Genomic DNA, 14473 nt, shown 5'->3' on the forward strand with positions numbered 1-14473 from the left:
GGGGAGGGGGCGTGCAACTTCCGCCCTTCTGGCTGGACGGCAGCCATACAGTCCCCTCGACTCCGGGGAACCCCGGCGTTAGCCAGTGGGGGAAACATCTCACCTTGTCTTGCCGACCCGCGAGGCCGGTGACAGCTTCGAACGTTCCTTATGGCCATCCGCTACGCGCTTCCCAACGGTCTCACCGTCGTCTTCGAGGAACAGCACGCCGCCAAGGTCGCGGCCTTCCAGGTCTGGGTCAAGGCCGGAAGCGCCGATGAGCGACCGGACCAGGCCGGGCTGGCCCACCTCCACGAGCACATGCTCTTCAAGGGCACCGAGCGCCGGGGCCCCGGTGAAATCGCCCGCGACGTCGAGTCCCATGGCGGCGAAATCAACGCCTGGACGTCCTACGACCAGACCGTCTACCACATCGTCATCGCCAGCCAGTTCGCCCGGACGGGCCTGGACATCCTGGGCGACGCGGTGCGGCGCTCCTCCTTCGACGCGGACGAGCTGGCCCGCGAAATCGAGGTGGTGTGCGAGGAAATCAAGCGCAGCCAGGACACGCCCTCCCGGCGCGCCTCGCGCGACCTCTTCTCCACCGCCTACCAGGTGCACCCCTACAAGCTGCCCGTCATCGGCACCGAGCAGAGCGTGCGGAGCTTCACGCGGGAGAAGGTGCTGGAGTTCTACCACCGGCACTACACGCCGAAGAACCTGGTGCTCTCCGTGTCCGGAGACCTGCGCGAGTCGGAGCTGCGCGAGTGGGTGGAGGACATCTTCGGCGGGGACTGGGGCCGCCCGTACGAGGGCGGGGTGAAGCGCCCGGACGAGCCCGTCCCCTCCGGCCGCCGCGTGCTGCTGCGCCCGGATGACGTGAAGGAGGCGTGGCTGCACCTGTCCTTCGGCATCCCCCAGGCGGACCACGCGGACACGCCCGCGCTGGACGTGCTGGCGATGATTGCCGGCCAGGGCGACGCGTCCCGGCTGGTGCGCGAGGTGAAGCGCCGGCACAACCTGGCCAACGACGTCCACTGCTTCGCCTACACGCCCAGGGACCCGGGCCTGTTCTCCGTGTCGCTGACGACGCAGCCGGGGCACGCGGCCCGGGCCATCGAAGAGGCGGCGCGGGTGCTGTCCACCCTGCGCGTGACGCCGGTGTCCGCGGACGAGCTGTCCACGGCCAAGGCGCTGGTGGAGGCGGAGGCCGTGTACCAGCGCGAGACGGTGCAGGGCGTGGCCCGGAAGATGGGCTTCTACCAGTCCGGCATGGGCAGCCTGGAGGCGGAGGCGCGCTACTACGAGGCGGTGCGCGGCCTGACGCCCGAGCACCTGCGCTCGGCCGCGGAGCGCTACCTGCGCTTCGACCGCGCCATCATCACCGGCCTGCTGCCCGCGGGCACGGACTTCACCGAGGCGCAGGTGAACGAGCTGCTGGACCGCGTGGCCCGCGAGCCGGCCGCCGCCCCGCCCGAGCGCAAGGCGCGCAAGACGCCCGCGGGCGAGCCGCCCATGCGCATCGCCAAGGCGTCGGCCTCCGGCCCCAGCGACATCATCCAGGAGAAGCTGCCCTCGGGCGCGACGCTGGTGGTGCGCGTGGAGCCGGCGGTGCCGCTGTTCGCCATGCGCGCCGCCTTCGCCGGCGGCCTGCGCTACGAGACGCCCGCCGACAATGGCCTCACCACCCTGCTCACCCGCTGCCTCACGCGCGGCACGCCGTCCCATGACGCGGAGGACATCTCCCAGGCCATCGACGCGTATGCCGGCAGCCTGGGCGGCCAGGGCGGGCGCAACTCGGTGGGCCTGCGCGGCGAGTTCCTCTCGCGCCACTTCGAGCCGGCCTTTCGCCTCTTCGCGGACTGCCTCCTCAACCCCTCCTTCCCCGAGGTGGAGGTGGCGCGCGAGCGCACGCTGCTGCTCCAGGACATCCTCACCCGCGAGGACAAGCCGGCCAGCGTGGCCTTCGACCTCTTCGGCAAGACGATGTACCGCACGCACCCGTACCGCATGCCGTCCCTGGGCGAGCAGGCCTCGGTGGAGGCGCTGACGCCGGAGAAGCTGCGCGCGTGGCACGCGGCGTACATGGACCCGTCCCAGCTCACGCTCACCGTGGTGGGCGACGTGAAGGTGGACGAGGTGCTCGCCCTGGCGCGCGAGTACTTCGGCGCCTCGCGCGGGAAGGCCGCCCCGCCGCCCAAGGTTCCCGTCGAGCCGCCTCTCGAGGCGCCCCGTCAGGAGAAGCAGTCGCTGGCCCGCGCCCAGTCCCACCTGGTGCTCGGCTTCCCGGGCGCGCGCGTGGGAGACCCGTGGCGGCACGCGCTTGAGGTGCTCTCCACGGTGCTCTCCGGCCAGGGCGGGCGCCTCTTCGTGGAGCTGCGCGACAAGCGCTCCATGGCCTACAGCGTCAGCTCGTTCGCGATTGAAGGCGTGGACCCGGGCTACTTCGCCGTCTACATGGGCACCAGCCCGGAGAAGGTGGACGCGGCGCTGGCCGGCATCCGCGCGGAGCTGGAGCGCGTGCGCGACGAGCCCATCCCCGAGGAGGAGCTGGCGCGGGCGAAGCAGCACCTCATCGGCACGCATGAGATTGGCCTGCAGCGCAACGGCGCCCGCGCGGGGCTGCTGGCCATGGACACCTGCTACGGCCTGGGCCTGGACAACTTCCTCCACTATGCGGACCACGTGGCCGCGGTGACGTCGAAGGAGGTCCAGGAGGTGGCGCGCCGGGTCATCGACTTCAACCGCAGCGCGCTCACCGTGGTGGGCCCGTAGGAACGCTGTCGGGCTCCAGAGCCTACTTGCAGGCGCGCGCGTCCACGTGGCGGCAGACGTGGACGCTGCGCGGCACCTCCACCCAGGAGATGTCCGAGGCGGGGTCCGTGTTCTCCCGCAGCGTCTCCTGCGTGGGGGACTTGCCCACGCCCGTGTCCAGCGTGGTGTAGCGGATGGCGCCCGTCCGCGAGAGGGTGATGACGCTGGCCGGCTCCGCGGGCGGTGACAGCACCTCGCGCGTCTTGAAGGGCATGTAGCCCACCAGATTCCCGTCGTCGTCGAAGAGCTTGAAGCTCTCCGCCTGGTCCGGCCAGCCGGTGATGATGTCCATCTGCCACGAGCGGCCCAGGTCGCCCGCGCCCGTCATCCTGCAGTCCCCGGGCACCGACACCGGCGGGGCGAAGGACGACCAGAAGACGATGCCGCCGAGGATGCTGGAGCCCGCGGCCGTCTTCTCGTCCAGCCCCCCATAGCGCAGGTACCAGCCCCCGGCCGTGGTGGACGCGCGCGGCAGCAGGGCCAGCGCCTCCGGTGTGACGTAGCTCTGGAGCGAGCCATCCGGCAGCCGGCGCGCCCGCAGCACGCCCTGTGGGACGGTGACGTCTCGCAGGCCGCAGTTCTGGCCGGTGGGGCAGGCGTCATCCGAGTCCGTCCAGCGCCGCAGGTCCAGGGCCTCCGCGGAGGCCCGGTCCGAGAAGACGCGCGCCCCTCCGTAGTTGTAGAAGCCCACGTAGGTGTTGCGCGGCACCACGCTCCGGTCCTCGTTGCTCAGCCCCAGACTCCCCTTGCTGCCGGAGGCCAGCCGCTGCGTCTCGCAACTCCACCGGCCCGCCTCCAACGTGCACTCGCTCCGTGAGCCCGACGGCACGCTGTCGTTGGGCGGGTACCTGTAGCTGCCCGCGCCCAGCGCCCCGCCGTTGCAGTCGATGGACAGCCGCGTCAGCTCCAGCTTGCCCGGGGCGCACACGTTCACCGGCGTGCCCGCCGTCAGGTCCTGGCTCCGGTTGAGCACACCGCCGGAGTACTCGAGCACGTGGGTGCGCGACACGCCGGCCACCGCGCCATCCAGGGTGAGGGAGACGTCGCACTTCATCCGGATGCAGGCCAGCAGGTTGTCCGGCCCGCACGCCTCGCCCTCCGTGTCCCGCAGGTGCTGCCGGTCTCCCGTGCCCAGGTACGTGCGCAGCCAGCCCGTCTCCGGCTGGAGCGTGTTGGAGGCGATGCTGAAGAAGGGCGTCTTCTGGTGGGCGGGCTGGCCACGCGCGACTTCGAAGGTCCGCGCGCCGTGCCAGTTCGTCACGGTGCCGCTGGCGTCATCCCCGGGCTCGAAGAGGCGGAACGTCCACACCTGCCCGCCCAGGTCGCCCACCACCACCGTGTCGAAGAAGCCGTCCTGGTCCGCCTTGATGTCCAGCGCCTTGCCCACGTCCACCAGCGCGGGCGCGGCGGCCACGGGCATCAGCGCATCCCCGGTGAACGTCCAGATTTTCTGCCCCGTCCACGCGTCCAGCACGTACAGGCCGCGGCCCCGGGTGAGGTCCGCGCTGTAGCCACCGTTGATGAAGACGGCCCAGCGTTCCTCCCAGCCGCGCGCCTCGCTGGCGCTCTTCAGCCGCACCGGGCCGATGGGCGGCGGCTTGGGCGCGAAGCTCATCCACCCCTGCCCCATGCGGGCCGCTTCCGGGTCACACGCCTGGGGAAACATCCAGCGGAAGGGCCCGGCCGCTCCGCTCACATTGCCCAGCAGCGCATACGGGTCCGTGACGTCGAGCGCGCTGTAGCGCTGTCCCCCACCCCGCTCGGTGATGACGGCCAGGGTGCGGAACTCCGCCGGCTGCTTCCTGCCGTCGCCCCGGCCCTTCCCCTCGTTGCTGCCCACGTGATTGTCGTCGAGCCCGTCCACCCAGACGTCACGCACCATGGGGGTGCCGTCCACCATGTACTCGTGCCCCCGGATGAGCAGCCCCAGCTTGGGCAGCAGGTCCGGAGGGATGAAGGCCCACAGCTCCTGGCCGGTGCCCAAATCGTAGAGGTCGTCCAGCGCGCTGCCGCGCTCCCGCGAGTCGATGGCCCGCCCCGCGTGCACCGCGTGCAGCATGCCGCCGTTGGAGCCCACCAGCAGGAAGCGGTCCCTGCGGCCCTGCTCCTGGAGGTACTCGCCATACGCGCCATAGCTCCCCTCGGCCAGGCGCAGCGGCGGCTGCATGGGCGTGGCCTGGTAGCAGGGCTTCACGGAGCTGCCGCCTGTACACAGCGGCTCCGACGTGGGCGGCGTGCCCTCCTGCACGTAGTCCGCGTACAGCGTGCGCAGGCACTGCGGGGCCAGGCCGAGGTCGCACAGGAAGGGCTCCGCGGGCGGCTCCACCAGGATGGGCGACGAGTGGAAGATGTCCCCCAGCTTGCAGGAGCGGCTGCTGTCCCCGACGCAGGGCCGGTCCTCGTCGCGGTCCCTGTCTCCGTCCGCGTCGAAGACATCCTGCCCCCGGACGAAGCGGATGACAGCGCGGGCGCACTCGGCTTCCTCGGCCGCGCCGCCCGTCCACACCCTGTCCAGCCGCGCGAAGACGTCCGAGCAGACGGTGTCCCCGCCCGACAGCAGCAGCGGGCGCAGCTCCTCCGCGTGCTGCACGTCGAACGGCACCGGCGGGTTGTCCTCCTGGTCCAGGCGCCCGTTGCCGTCCCGGTCCTTCATGGTGAAGACGCAGCGCCCCCCCGACTCGCGGACGGGCGTGCCGGGGCTGCCGAGCTGCTCGCACGGCGCGGAGGCGCTGCGGCGGCCGAGCGTCTCCGCCAAATCCCAGAAGGGCACCGCCGCGTCGCCGCCCTCCAGCCGGCCCGCGCTGTTGCGGCGCGCGGTAGCGGCCTTCACCCACTCGCCGGAGACGTTCTCCTCGACGATGTTGTTCCGCGTGAAGGCGGTGGGCTGCGGCACCCGGCCAGTCCCCGGCGTGAAGCCCGCCGGCCGGTCCAGGTAGAAGGAGTCATCGCAGTCGCCGTCCTCATTGAGGTCCAGCGGGTCCCCGTCCTGGGTGCGCGCGCGGGCCGCGTCACAGCCCTGGGCGAACTCGCCATAGAAGTAGAAGCGGTACAGGTGGCCCTCGTAGGGCTGGCCCTTGCGGGGGATGAAGCGCGGCACGTACGCGGACGTCTGGGCGCTGCCGGCCTGCACGCTGGCGATGCTGGCGGAGGAGAACGAGGTGGCCGTCTCGCGCAGGTCGCCGATGGCGGTCATCAGCGCGTCGCGGAGCTGGCCGGGCTCGTCCGCGCGGTAGAAGTGGCCGCCGCCCGCCCGCGCCATGCTGCGGAGCATGGGGCTGTTGTCACCGTAGCCGATGGTGTACGTGCGCACCGACTGCACGCCGTCCAGGTCTCCGCGCAGGTCCATGTTGGCGAGGAAGAAGGCGACGTCGTCCATGTAGTTGCGGTTGTGGGCATCGCCTCCCTTGGGGCCGCTGTCGTCGTCGTCCAGGCCGTCGCCATCCAGGTCGAGGAAGTAGTCGCAGTCCTCCTTGGTGACGCCGTACCGGTCGCAGTAGTTCACCCCACCCGGGTTGCCATCCACGCCGGGGTTGAAGGTCAGCGGGGTGCCGTCCGGGTGCTTCGCGCCCGCGTCCACCAGCAGCCGCAGCATCTTGAAGACGGGCACGGTGTTGTCGTTGTCCGGGCGGCCGTCGGACAGGACGATGACGGCGCTGGCCTGGCACGCGGCGCACACGGACTTCTGGTCGCCGGGCCCCTCCAGCGGCAGCGGGTCCTCGTAGTTGCCGCCCAGGTGGGTGAAGTCGTACGTCTTGCGCGCCCACGTGTTGCCGCGGCCGTCCCTGTCATCGCGCGTGCCGCTCGGCTCACCCGGGTAGCCCGCCGTCGAGCCCAGGGGGTTGGTGAACCAGCGCGCCCAGACGTCGTCCTGCCGCTGCGAGGAGAAGTACGCCCCGAGGCTGTAGAGGGACTCGCCGATGGAGCGCTCGCTGTTGATGAACTCCACCGCGTTGACGGCCGTCACCAGCCCGGCGCGCCCCAGGTCCGCCTCGGAGAACAGGGGCCAGGACCTGTCGCACGAAGGCCGCAGCGGGCGCAGGAGCCACGCGGGGTCGAACAGGTCATCGCTGTGGCTGAAGGTGGCCACGCCCATGCGCAAGTCCGGCACGGTGTTGATGACGTCCTTCAGCACCTTGCGCGCGGTGACGAACTTGGGCGGACGCACGTTGAGCACGCGTCCGCTGAGCACCCAGCGGCGGCGGCCTCCGTTGTCCTTCTCGCCGCGATACCAGCCCACGGTGCGCAGGCAGGCCGCGCAGGCCGCCCGCTTCGCCGCGTCCCCCGACCAGAAGCGGCCGCAGGCGGCCTCGGGCTGGTCGCTGCCCAGGGTGCCCTCGAAGTTGCGCAGCACCGTGTACGCCGTCGTCGAGTCCCCCGTGTTGTCTCCGTTGCCGAGCCGCTGCAGTGGCAGCCGCGTGCCGTAGGACAGGTAGTACCGGTCCGGGTCGAAGAAGCCGCGCCCCGCCCCCAGCGCCGCGTCCGGGTCGAAGACGCGCGAGCCGTTGATGCGCGCCTCCGGGGACGCGAGGTCGAACCAGGCCATGCCCGCGCGCAGGTTCGGGTCCGCGCAGCCGGTGACGGTGGGAATGGCCTCCGGCTCCGGCAGCGGCGTGTGGAAGTCCTGCATGCTGGCGTTGTTGCCGAGCAGGAAGATGGCGGCGGGCGGGCGCGTCTGCGCCTCGAAGAAGTCCTTGTCGGCGCCGGAGGGAGGCTGAAGCATCGCGTCTCCCATGGCCAGCGGGCCGGTGCAGCAGGCGGCGAGGGGCGGTGGGTCCATGGCCCCGGAGAGGGCGAGCCCGGCGGTGAGGAGGACGGCGGCCCCGGTCAGGCCACCCACGAGGGCGGCGCGACGGCGCGGGGCATGACGACGGAACAGGGGAGACAGGCGCATGGGGAAGCTCCTGCGTGGGGAAGGAATGGGGACCGGACGGCGACGCCGTGCCGGACGGGGCTACAGGCCGAAGCGGAGGGTGAACTCGACCTCGCTCTCCGCGCCCCGGGCGTCCACGCAGTGGACGATGACCTGGTAGGTCTGTCCGCCGAGGCTGGACGTGGGGGCGACGACGTTGGTGAGGTCTCTCGCGCTGGAGCGACGGCCGTGCGTCACCTGGGGCACCAGCCTCACGCCACTGACGGAGGCTGACTCGCCCAGGTGTCCGCTGCGGATGCAGCGCACGTCATCTCCGGACACACCGCCGTCGCACCCGGGCAGGCCCGCCAGGTCCAGCCGCTGGTCCGTGGGTGTGAGCTGCGTGGGTGAGCTGCCGATGAGCCGGAAGCGCGACAGGAGGTACTGGCGGCCGGCGTCGGCGCAGGCCACCAGCTCCTCGCTGGAGCGGAAGCTGCTGGCCGCGCCGCGCTCGGAGCCGGAGAAGCCGATGGCGGCCAGCGCCAGCACCGTCACCACGGCCAGCAGCACCACCACCAGCAGCAGCACCGCGCCCCGGGGGGAGCGCACGGGTGTGTTCTTCATGGTTCAGCCTCCAGCACAGAGGAGCCCGTCGGCGGGCAGACGGCCCGAGCACGCGCCGGGAGTGGTGGTGTCCTGGGAGTAGGACGGCATCGGCAGCTCCGTGGAGCGGAGGTTGCGGGGCAGGACGGTCGTCTCGTAGAGGAAGCGCCGGTAGCCGGCCGGCGCGGGCAGCGTCGTCTCGCCGGGCAGCGAGGGGATGTTGGCCTCCAGCCCCGCCTCGCGCAGCACGGAGTCCGCCCGCGTGGCGCGCGCCACCAGCCGCAGCCGCACCGCGCGCACGTTGGCCGGGTTGTCGTTGCGGCGCAGGGGCGAGCCCGTCGGCGTCTCGTACTCGGGCGGCGGGTGGGCCACGTTCCACCGGGGGACGAAGGCCTCGCCGCTCTCCCGCAGGAAGGTGACGCGCAGGGACTCGATGCCCTCGGCCACCGGCTCGCCCAGTGCGTCCGGCCTCATGCCCAGGCCATGAGCGCGGAAGAGATAGGGCCGCTCCGGCGTGGCCGGGTCGCTGTCCTCGTCCACCAGCTGCACGGAGTAGTCGTGCACGTCCACCTTGAAGACGCGGGCGGGCAGCCCGGGCGCGCCGTCGAAGCAGGGCTCGTCGAACACCGCGCCCAGGTCCGGGAAGGTGCCGGTGGGCCGCTCCAGCGAGAGCATCGTCGGGCCGTTGGCGGCGGCCACGTCCTCGGACAGCCGCGCGTAGCCCCAGCGCATGGCGCCCGGACAGACGACCTGGAGCACCTGTCCCCGGCGCAGCGACACCGGCAGCGACGCCACGCGGACTCCGCCAGTGGAGGCGCCCTCGTGCAACACGGCGGCGCTGAACATCAAGTCCCGCGAGCGCACCACCAGCCGGTCCGAGGCATTGGGCCCCGAGCCCGCCCAGCCGTCCGGCACGCCGAAGGCATACGCGGGCTCCAGGCCGTAGCCCGCCATGCGGAGCTGCCGCGTCAAATCATGGAGGGCCGAGCGCAGGCCGGCCTGTCCTCCGCGGATGCCCTCCTGCGTGTAGACGTTCCGGGTGAAGGCGATGAAGGCCGCGGCCACCGCCGTCACGGTGAGCATGGCCACCGTGGTGCCCACCAACATCTCCATCAACGTGAAGCCTCGCCGTGAGCGCATCACCGCCCCCCACTGATGCCCGTGAGCGACACCGGGTTGAACTTGATGGCCTGGCTGGTGACGCGGCGGACGGTGCCGCCCTCGCTCCACGTCACCAGCACCCAGACGACCTTGCGCGCCCCCGAGTGCGCCAGCACCCCGGGCACCGGGCGCCCGTCCGCGTCCACCTCGCTGACGACGAAGTAGCGCCGGTAGCGGTCCCACTGGCCGTCGCCCACGGGGAAGTCCGACTCCGACAGGCCGTGCCAGGGCTGCGAGCGAAGCTGCGTCTCGCCATGGGCGCAGGCGAGGAAGGCCGCATGGCCGGGAGCGTTCGAATCCAGCAGCACGCCGGCCCCGTCGGTGGGGTCGTCCGCGCACGGCGAGTCCGAGGGCACCAGCCGCGCGTCGTCATACGCCCAGAGCTGCACCTGCGCGACGAGGTCCGTGGCCACCGCCACCGCATGCACGTGCCGGCGGGCGCTGGCGGTGGAGGTGCGGGCCTGGATGATGGCGCCGAGCAGGCCCGTCATCCCCAGCATGAAGACGACGGAGGCGACCATCGCCTCGATGAGCGTGAAGCCGGCGGCCCGGCGGCGTGGGTGGGAGGGGCGCATGGCGTTCACGGGCTCCCCTCGAAGGAGCGGAACAAGCCGGTGTCCAGCAGCACGAGGGCGCGCACCTCGGCGTCCCCTTCGCTCCCTCTGAAGACGATGGAGCCCGCGCCGCGCGCGTCCTCCTGGCCCTGTGCATTCAGGAGCGCCACGCGCCCGTCCGGCTCGAAGAAGATGGCGCCACGCACCGTGCCGCCGGCCAGCGAGCAGAAGGTGCAGGGCGCGTTGTCGGGCACCTGGCAGAACGGAGGCGGAAAGGCCCAGGAGCCATCCATGGTGCCCGACGACAGCTCCACCGCGGGCGCCCGCGCGTCGACACAGGCCGGCTGGATGGGAGGACTCACCAGCGAGCGGAAGCCCGAGGGCGCCAGCCGCACGGACTCGCCGAAGCGGCCCGAGGACAGCACGCGGAACCCGACGCCGGGCGGTACCGGCAGCGGCGGCAGCAGCTCCTCCGGAGTGCTCCAGCGCGGGCTCGCCGCCATGGCCTCATCCAGCAGGAACCACGGGTCCACCACCGTCCAGTAGCGGATGCGCACGTCCGTCCCCGACGCACCTTCCGCGGTGTCGATGAGCACCGCGGTGCGCACCCCGCGACCCAGGCTGTGGGAGCGGGCCGCGGACAGCGCGGCGTTCAGCTCCAGCACTCCACCGGACATCCGAGCCCGCGCGGGCAGCACACCCAGCGCCATGACGGACAGGCTGACGAGGATGGAGAGGATGGAGAGGACGACCACCACCTCGACGAGCGAGAATCCCCCTGAACGACGTCGCATCGGCACTCCGCAACGGCTGGACAGCCGCGAATCCGCTGCGGGAGACAGGAACCTTCTTCGAGCACGTCACGCCGACGCCCCCGCCCCAGCCCCCCGAGCTGTGAGTCTTGCGTGGCCCTCGCACATGCTGCGTACGAGCCCGCTCGCCGCCGCCAACCGCCTCGCCCGGAATAAACGGTGGACACGCGCTTCCGGTTGAACGCCGTACCGGAGGGCAGGTGCGTGGATTAGCGAACTGTGTCCCGTGGCGCGGGAGGAGCGGGTGTCAACCCGGCGTCGACGCGGGTGTCGTCCCGGAGGCAGGCGCGTCCCCACCACCGACGGCCGCGTCGATGGCCTCCAGCAGCGGACCGACCGGAGCGCCGGGAAGCGTGGTGCAGGCGCGCGCGAGGTCCCGCTTCATGCGCAGCCGCTCCGGGTGGCTCTTCGCCTCGCGGGCCAATGCCTCCGGGTCCACCGGCGCGGCCAGCAACGTGGCGCAGGTGCGGAACGTCTCCAGCCGGGCCTGCTCATCCTCCTTGAGGATGACGGGGGTGCCGTCCAGCAGCAGGCCGGTGAAGGACAGGTCTCGCACCTCGTCCGCGGTGAGCACCAGCGTGCCATTGGACGTCAGGCGGGGCTGGGGCGGCGGACCGCTGCCACCGGCCAGCTCCACCACGCCGTCCGAGGGCTTCGCCTGGCAGGGCACCTCGCGCAGGGCCACCATCTCATCCGCCTTGCGCGTCTCGCGGTCCTCGCCGCTCCGGCTGAGCATGACGAGGCCCGTCACCAGCGCGGGCACGCCGAGGATGGTCAGCGCCGCGCCCCACCCCGTGGCCACCTCGCGACTGGAGGCGCCATAGTGGCCCTCGCGGTCGATGGCGCTCCGGTCCGGCGAGTCCGAGAAGAGCGAGCGCCCCAGCAGCAGGCCCCCGCCCACCGCGGTGAGGATGCCGCCGAAGCTCACGGCCGCCGCCGCGCCCTGCGAGTAGCGGGTGGAGATGACCTCCTCGGCGTACTCCTCGTGGTGCTCGGTGCGGCAGATGTCCGCCGTGGTGAAGCTGACGGAGAGCTGGGGCCACTGGACCCGTATGTCCGCGAAGGGCAGGCGCTCGCCCAGCGTCTTCTCCTGGGTGTAGGTGCGCACCACCGGGCCGCGCTCGGTGCGCCGCTCCACGTCCAGGGGCGCGCAGCCCACCGCGAGGACGAGCACCGCCACGCCGAGCCGCTTCATGGCTGACCTCCCTGGAAGAAGCCCGCCACGTCCGGGCACTCGAAGAGGAAGCGGAGGGTGTCGTCACATGCCGGCGGCTGCTCGGTGGAGGTGCCGTTGCTCAGCAGCAGCTCGCGGCAGTCCAGGAACCGCTCTCGCGTGGGCGAGGTGAAGGTGAAGTCCACCCCCCCACAGCCGGTGCGCTCCTGGAGGGAGAGCACGCAGTCGGTGCCCGGGGCGAGCTCCGTCCCCACGCCGGGACAGGAGGCTGTCTGGCACAGCCGGATGACGACATCCTGACACACCGCCGCGTCCGGCGCGGCGGGGCCGGAGCAGGCGGACAGGAAGACCAGGGGTCCCAGGAAACGAAGGTATCTCACGGCGCTTCCACGCTAGACACGGGAGGATTAAACGGCCCGCATGTCCCAGACCTATCTGTCACTCACAGTGGAGTTGCCCGAGGAAGCGTCCGAGTCCGTACAGGACCTCATCCATGAGTCGGGCGCGCTGGGCCTCGAGGTGAGGGACCGCGAGGCGCCCCTCATGCCGGGCGTGCGCGGTCCGAAGCCGGGCGAGGCCATCGTCATCGGCTACTTCGAGGACCGGGAGACGGCCGAGGCCGCCCAGGCCCAGGTGGAGGAGTCCTTCCCCGCCGCCCGCGTGGGGCTGGAGGAGCAGCCGCAGCAGGACTGGAGCAACCAGTGGAAGTCGCTCATCAAGTCCGTGCACGTGGGCCGGCTGTGGGTGGGGCCGCCGTGGGACGTGGCGAACGCGCCGGCGGACGCGGTGCGGCTGGTGATTGAGCCGAAGATGGCCTTCGGCACCGGAGACCACCCGACGACGGCGCTGTGCCTGGCGGCGGTGGACGCCTACATGAAGGACCACCCCGGCGCGAGCGTGCTGGACGTGGGCACCGGCACGGGCGTGCTGGCCATCGCCGCGAAGAAGCTGGGCGCGGGCCGGGTGGTGGCCACGGACAATGACCCCATCTCCGTGGAGCTGGCCCAGGAGAACCTGACGGACAACGGGACGCCGGACATCGACGTGTCGGGGAAGGAGCTGACGCTGGTGGACGGCACCTTCGACCTGGTGCTGGCCAACATCCTGGCCAACACGCTCATCGAGCTGGCGCCGCTGATTGTGGCCAAGGTGAAGGACCGGCTGGTGCTCGCGGGCGTGCTCGCGCACCAGCGCGCGGACGTGGAGGCGGCCTACCGCAACCAGGGCCTCACCGTGCTGCCCGGCGACGCCCAGGGCGAGTGGGTGCGCATCGACTTGAAGCGCTGAGGGCGCGGCGCGGTGTCACCGTCCCTCCGGCATCGAGGGACGGTGCCCTACTCCCGGGTCCGTACCCGCACGGGCCGCAGCTCGCGGTCCAGCTCCACCACGGCGGAGCCCAGCCCACCGCTCTGCATGCGGGAGTAGCGCACGTCATTGATGCGGACGCGCCAGCCGTCCGCCGTCTCCGCGACTTGATAGGTCGGCAGGCGCAGCCAGTTCGCGAGGCCGCGAAGCTCCGGCGTGGCCAGGGCGGCCTGGATGACGGGGCCGGGTTGCGTATCTCTCGGCTGGCTCGCGTCGGTGAAGCGGAAGCGGTCTGCTTCCCCGGCCAGGAAGTTCGCGCTGACGAAGTGATAGCGGTCCGGCGTCAGGGCGATGATGTCCCGCACGAAGGGATTCGCGGGAATCGGGCCGGCGATGGTGCGCTCCACGGGCAGGTTCTGCGCGCGCAGCCACGCCTGCGCTCCCGGCGCCGCCACCTGCGAGCCCAGCAGGATGGCGCCCAGGTAGAGGACAAGCGCCACGCCGCACACCGTGGCCACGCGCTGCGCGGACAGGGTGTGCGAGGCCCGCAGTCGCAGCCAGAGGATGGCCACCACGCCCACGCTCCACAGCGCCTTGGCGGGCCACGGCACGAAGTCAGGGATGGTGACGAGCGCGGTGGTGGCCGCGCCCAGTATCAGCCAGCCCGCGGCCGAGCGGCGCGTACGCGCATCCGCCATGATGACGGACGCACCGGCGAGGAGCCACACCCACGGGTCGACGATGAAGAGCGTGTCGCCGTAGAACCACGTCCCGTCGAAGGGCATCAGCAGGCGCACGCCGTATGTGTTGAGCCAGTCCAGCGCGGGGTGACTGAGCACGGACAGCACCGAGCACACGAGCAGCGGGCCGAAGCGCGCGGGCGGCAGGTCCGGGTGCCTGCGCCTGCGGACGTACCTGTCCCAGAGCAGCATGAGCCCCGTGAGCACGAAGGGCCACAGGCTCAGCGCGAGCACGCCGTGCGTCCAGCCCCGGCGCCAGTAGAGCGACACGTCCGTGCCCCCGAAGGCGAAGACGGCATCCACGTCCGGAAGGTTGGCGCCGATGACCAGCGTCGCGGTGGCCAGCGGCGTGGTGCGCTTCAGCCCCGCCTCCGCCATCCACGCACCGACGAGCGAGTGGGCCAGGTTGTCCATGGACGCGAAGCACTCCCGTGAGGCGAGGGGCCGTGACTATAGCCTGCCCTCGTGAACGCCCCCGGGAC

General features: G+C 71.8%; 10 protein-coding genes. 2 read left to right on the forward strand and 8 right to left on the reverse strand.

From position 1 onward, the window contains the following. Positions 1-150: 150 nt before the first annotated feature. A complete protein-coding gene (locus tag G4D85_RS03700; RefSeq protein WP_164007891.1) occupies positions 151-2754 on the forward strand; it encodes a M16 family metallopeptidase in 2604 nt (867 codons plus the stop codon). 22 nt (positions 2755-2776) lie between these two features. Here G4D85_RS03700 and G4D85_RS03705 read toward each other — a convergent pair whose 3' ends face one another. The 7 genes from G4D85_RS03705 to G4D85_RS49155 form a co-directional block, all read right to left on the reverse strand. Beyond that, entirely contained in the window at positions 2777-7684 is a 4908-nt protein-coding gene (locus G4D85_RS03705) for a pilus assembly protein (RefSeq protein ID WP_164007893.1), read from the reverse strand. A 60-nt stretch (positions 7685-7744) separates the two neighbouring features. Next, positions 7745-8266, reverse strand: coding sequence for a hypothetical protein (locus G4D85_RS03710; protein ID WP_164007894.1), 522 nt, complete (start codon positions 8264-8266; stop codon positions 7745-7747). Positions 8267-8269: 3 nt separating this feature from the next. Beyond that, positions 8270-9385, reverse strand: a complete 1116-nt coding sequence (locus G4D85_RS03715) for a PilW family protein (protein ID WP_164007896.1) — start codon at positions 9383-9385, stop codon at positions 8270-8272. After that, positions 9385-9981, reverse strand: a complete 597-nt coding sequence (locus G4D85_RS03720) for a type IV pilus modification PilV family protein (RefSeq protein WP_164007898.1) — start codon at positions 9979-9981, stop codon at positions 9385-9387. Before G4D85_RS03720 ends, G4D85_RS03715 begins: the two co-directional genes overlap by 1 nt. Positions 9982-9986: 5 nt before the next feature. Continuing rightward, entirely contained in the window at positions 9987-10754 is a 768-nt protein-coding gene (locus G4D85_RS03725; protein WP_164007900.1) for a pilus assembly FimT family protein, read from the reverse strand. Positions 10755-11019: 265 nt separating this feature from the next. Next, on the reverse strand, positions 11020-11967 hold the full coding sequence (locus G4D85_RS03730) for a hypothetical protein (protein ID WP_240359054.1): 948 nt from the start codon (positions 11965-11967) through the stop codon (positions 11020-11022). After that, positions 11964-12326, reverse strand: coding sequence for a hypothetical protein (locus G4D85_RS49155; RefSeq protein ID WP_240359055.1), 363 nt, complete (start codon positions 12324-12326; stop codon positions 11964-11966). The genes G4D85_RS03730 and G4D85_RS49155 overlap by 4 nt, the downstream gene beginning before the upstream one ends. 40 nt (positions 12327-12366) lie before the next feature. Between G4D85_RS49155 and G4D85_RS03735 the strand changes: the two genes are divergently transcribed. Continuing rightward, on the forward strand, positions 12367-13233 hold the full coding sequence (locus tag G4D85_RS03735; RefSeq protein ID WP_164007903.1) for a 50S ribosomal protein L11 methyltransferase: 867 nt from the start codon (positions 12367-12369) through the stop codon (positions 13231-13233). 47 nt (positions 13234-13280) lie between these two features. On the opposite strand, the gene G4D85_RS03740 is transcribed toward G4D85_RS03735, so the two are convergent. Continuing rightward, entirely contained in the window at positions 13281-14405 is a 1125-nt protein-coding gene (locus G4D85_RS03740) for a metal-dependent hydrolase (RefSeq protein ID WP_164007905.1), read from the reverse strand. Positions 14406-14473: the final 68 nt, after the last annotated feature.

Source organism: Pyxidicoccus trucidator, from assembly GCF_010894435.1.
Classification (GTDB): domain Bacteria; phylum Myxococcota; class Myxococcia; order Myxococcales; family Myxococcaceae; genus Myxococcus; species Myxococcus trucidator.

What these genes read in the sequence shown, in the direction of transcription:
- G4D85_RS03710 (WP_164007894.1), bottom strand. Translation starts at nt 8,266, where the DNA reads ATGAAGAACACACCCGTGCGCTCCCCCCGGGGCGCGGTGCTGCTGCTG.
- G4D85_RS03700 (WP_164007891.1), top strand. Translation starts at nt 151, where the DNA reads ATGGCCATCCGCTACGCGCTTCCCAACGGTCTCACCGTCGTCTTCGAG.
- G4D85_RS03725 (WP_164007900.1), bottom strand. Translation starts at nt 10,754, where the DNA reads ATGCGACGTCGTTCAGGGGGATTCTCGCTCGTCGAGGTGGTGGTCGTC.
- G4D85_RS03735 (WP_164007903.1), top strand. Translation starts at nt 12,367, where the DNA reads ATGTCCCAGACCTATCTGTCACTCACAGTGGAGTTGCCCGAGGAAGCG.
- G4D85_RS03715 (WP_164007896.1), bottom strand. Translation starts at nt 9,385, where the DNA reads ATGCGCTCACGGCGAGGCTTCACGTTGATGGAGATGTTGGTGGGCACC.
- G4D85_RS03705 (WP_164007893.1), bottom strand. Translation starts at nt 7,684, where the DNA reads ATGCGCCTGTCTCCCCTGTTCCGTCGTCATGCCCCGCGCCGTCGCGCC.
- G4D85_RS03740 (WP_164007905.1), bottom strand. Translation starts at nt 14,405, where the DNA reads ATGGACAACCTGGCCCACTCGCTCGTCGGTGCGTGGATGGCGGAGGCG.
- G4D85_RS03720 (WP_164007898.1), bottom strand. Translation starts at nt 9,981, where the DNA reads ATGCGCCCCTCCCACCCACGCCGCCGGGCCGCCGGCTTCACGCTCATC.
- G4D85_RS03730 (WP_240359054.1), bottom strand. Translation starts at nt 11,967, where the DNA reads ATGAAGCGGCTCGGCGTGGCGGTGCTCGTCCTCGCGGTGGGCTGCGCG.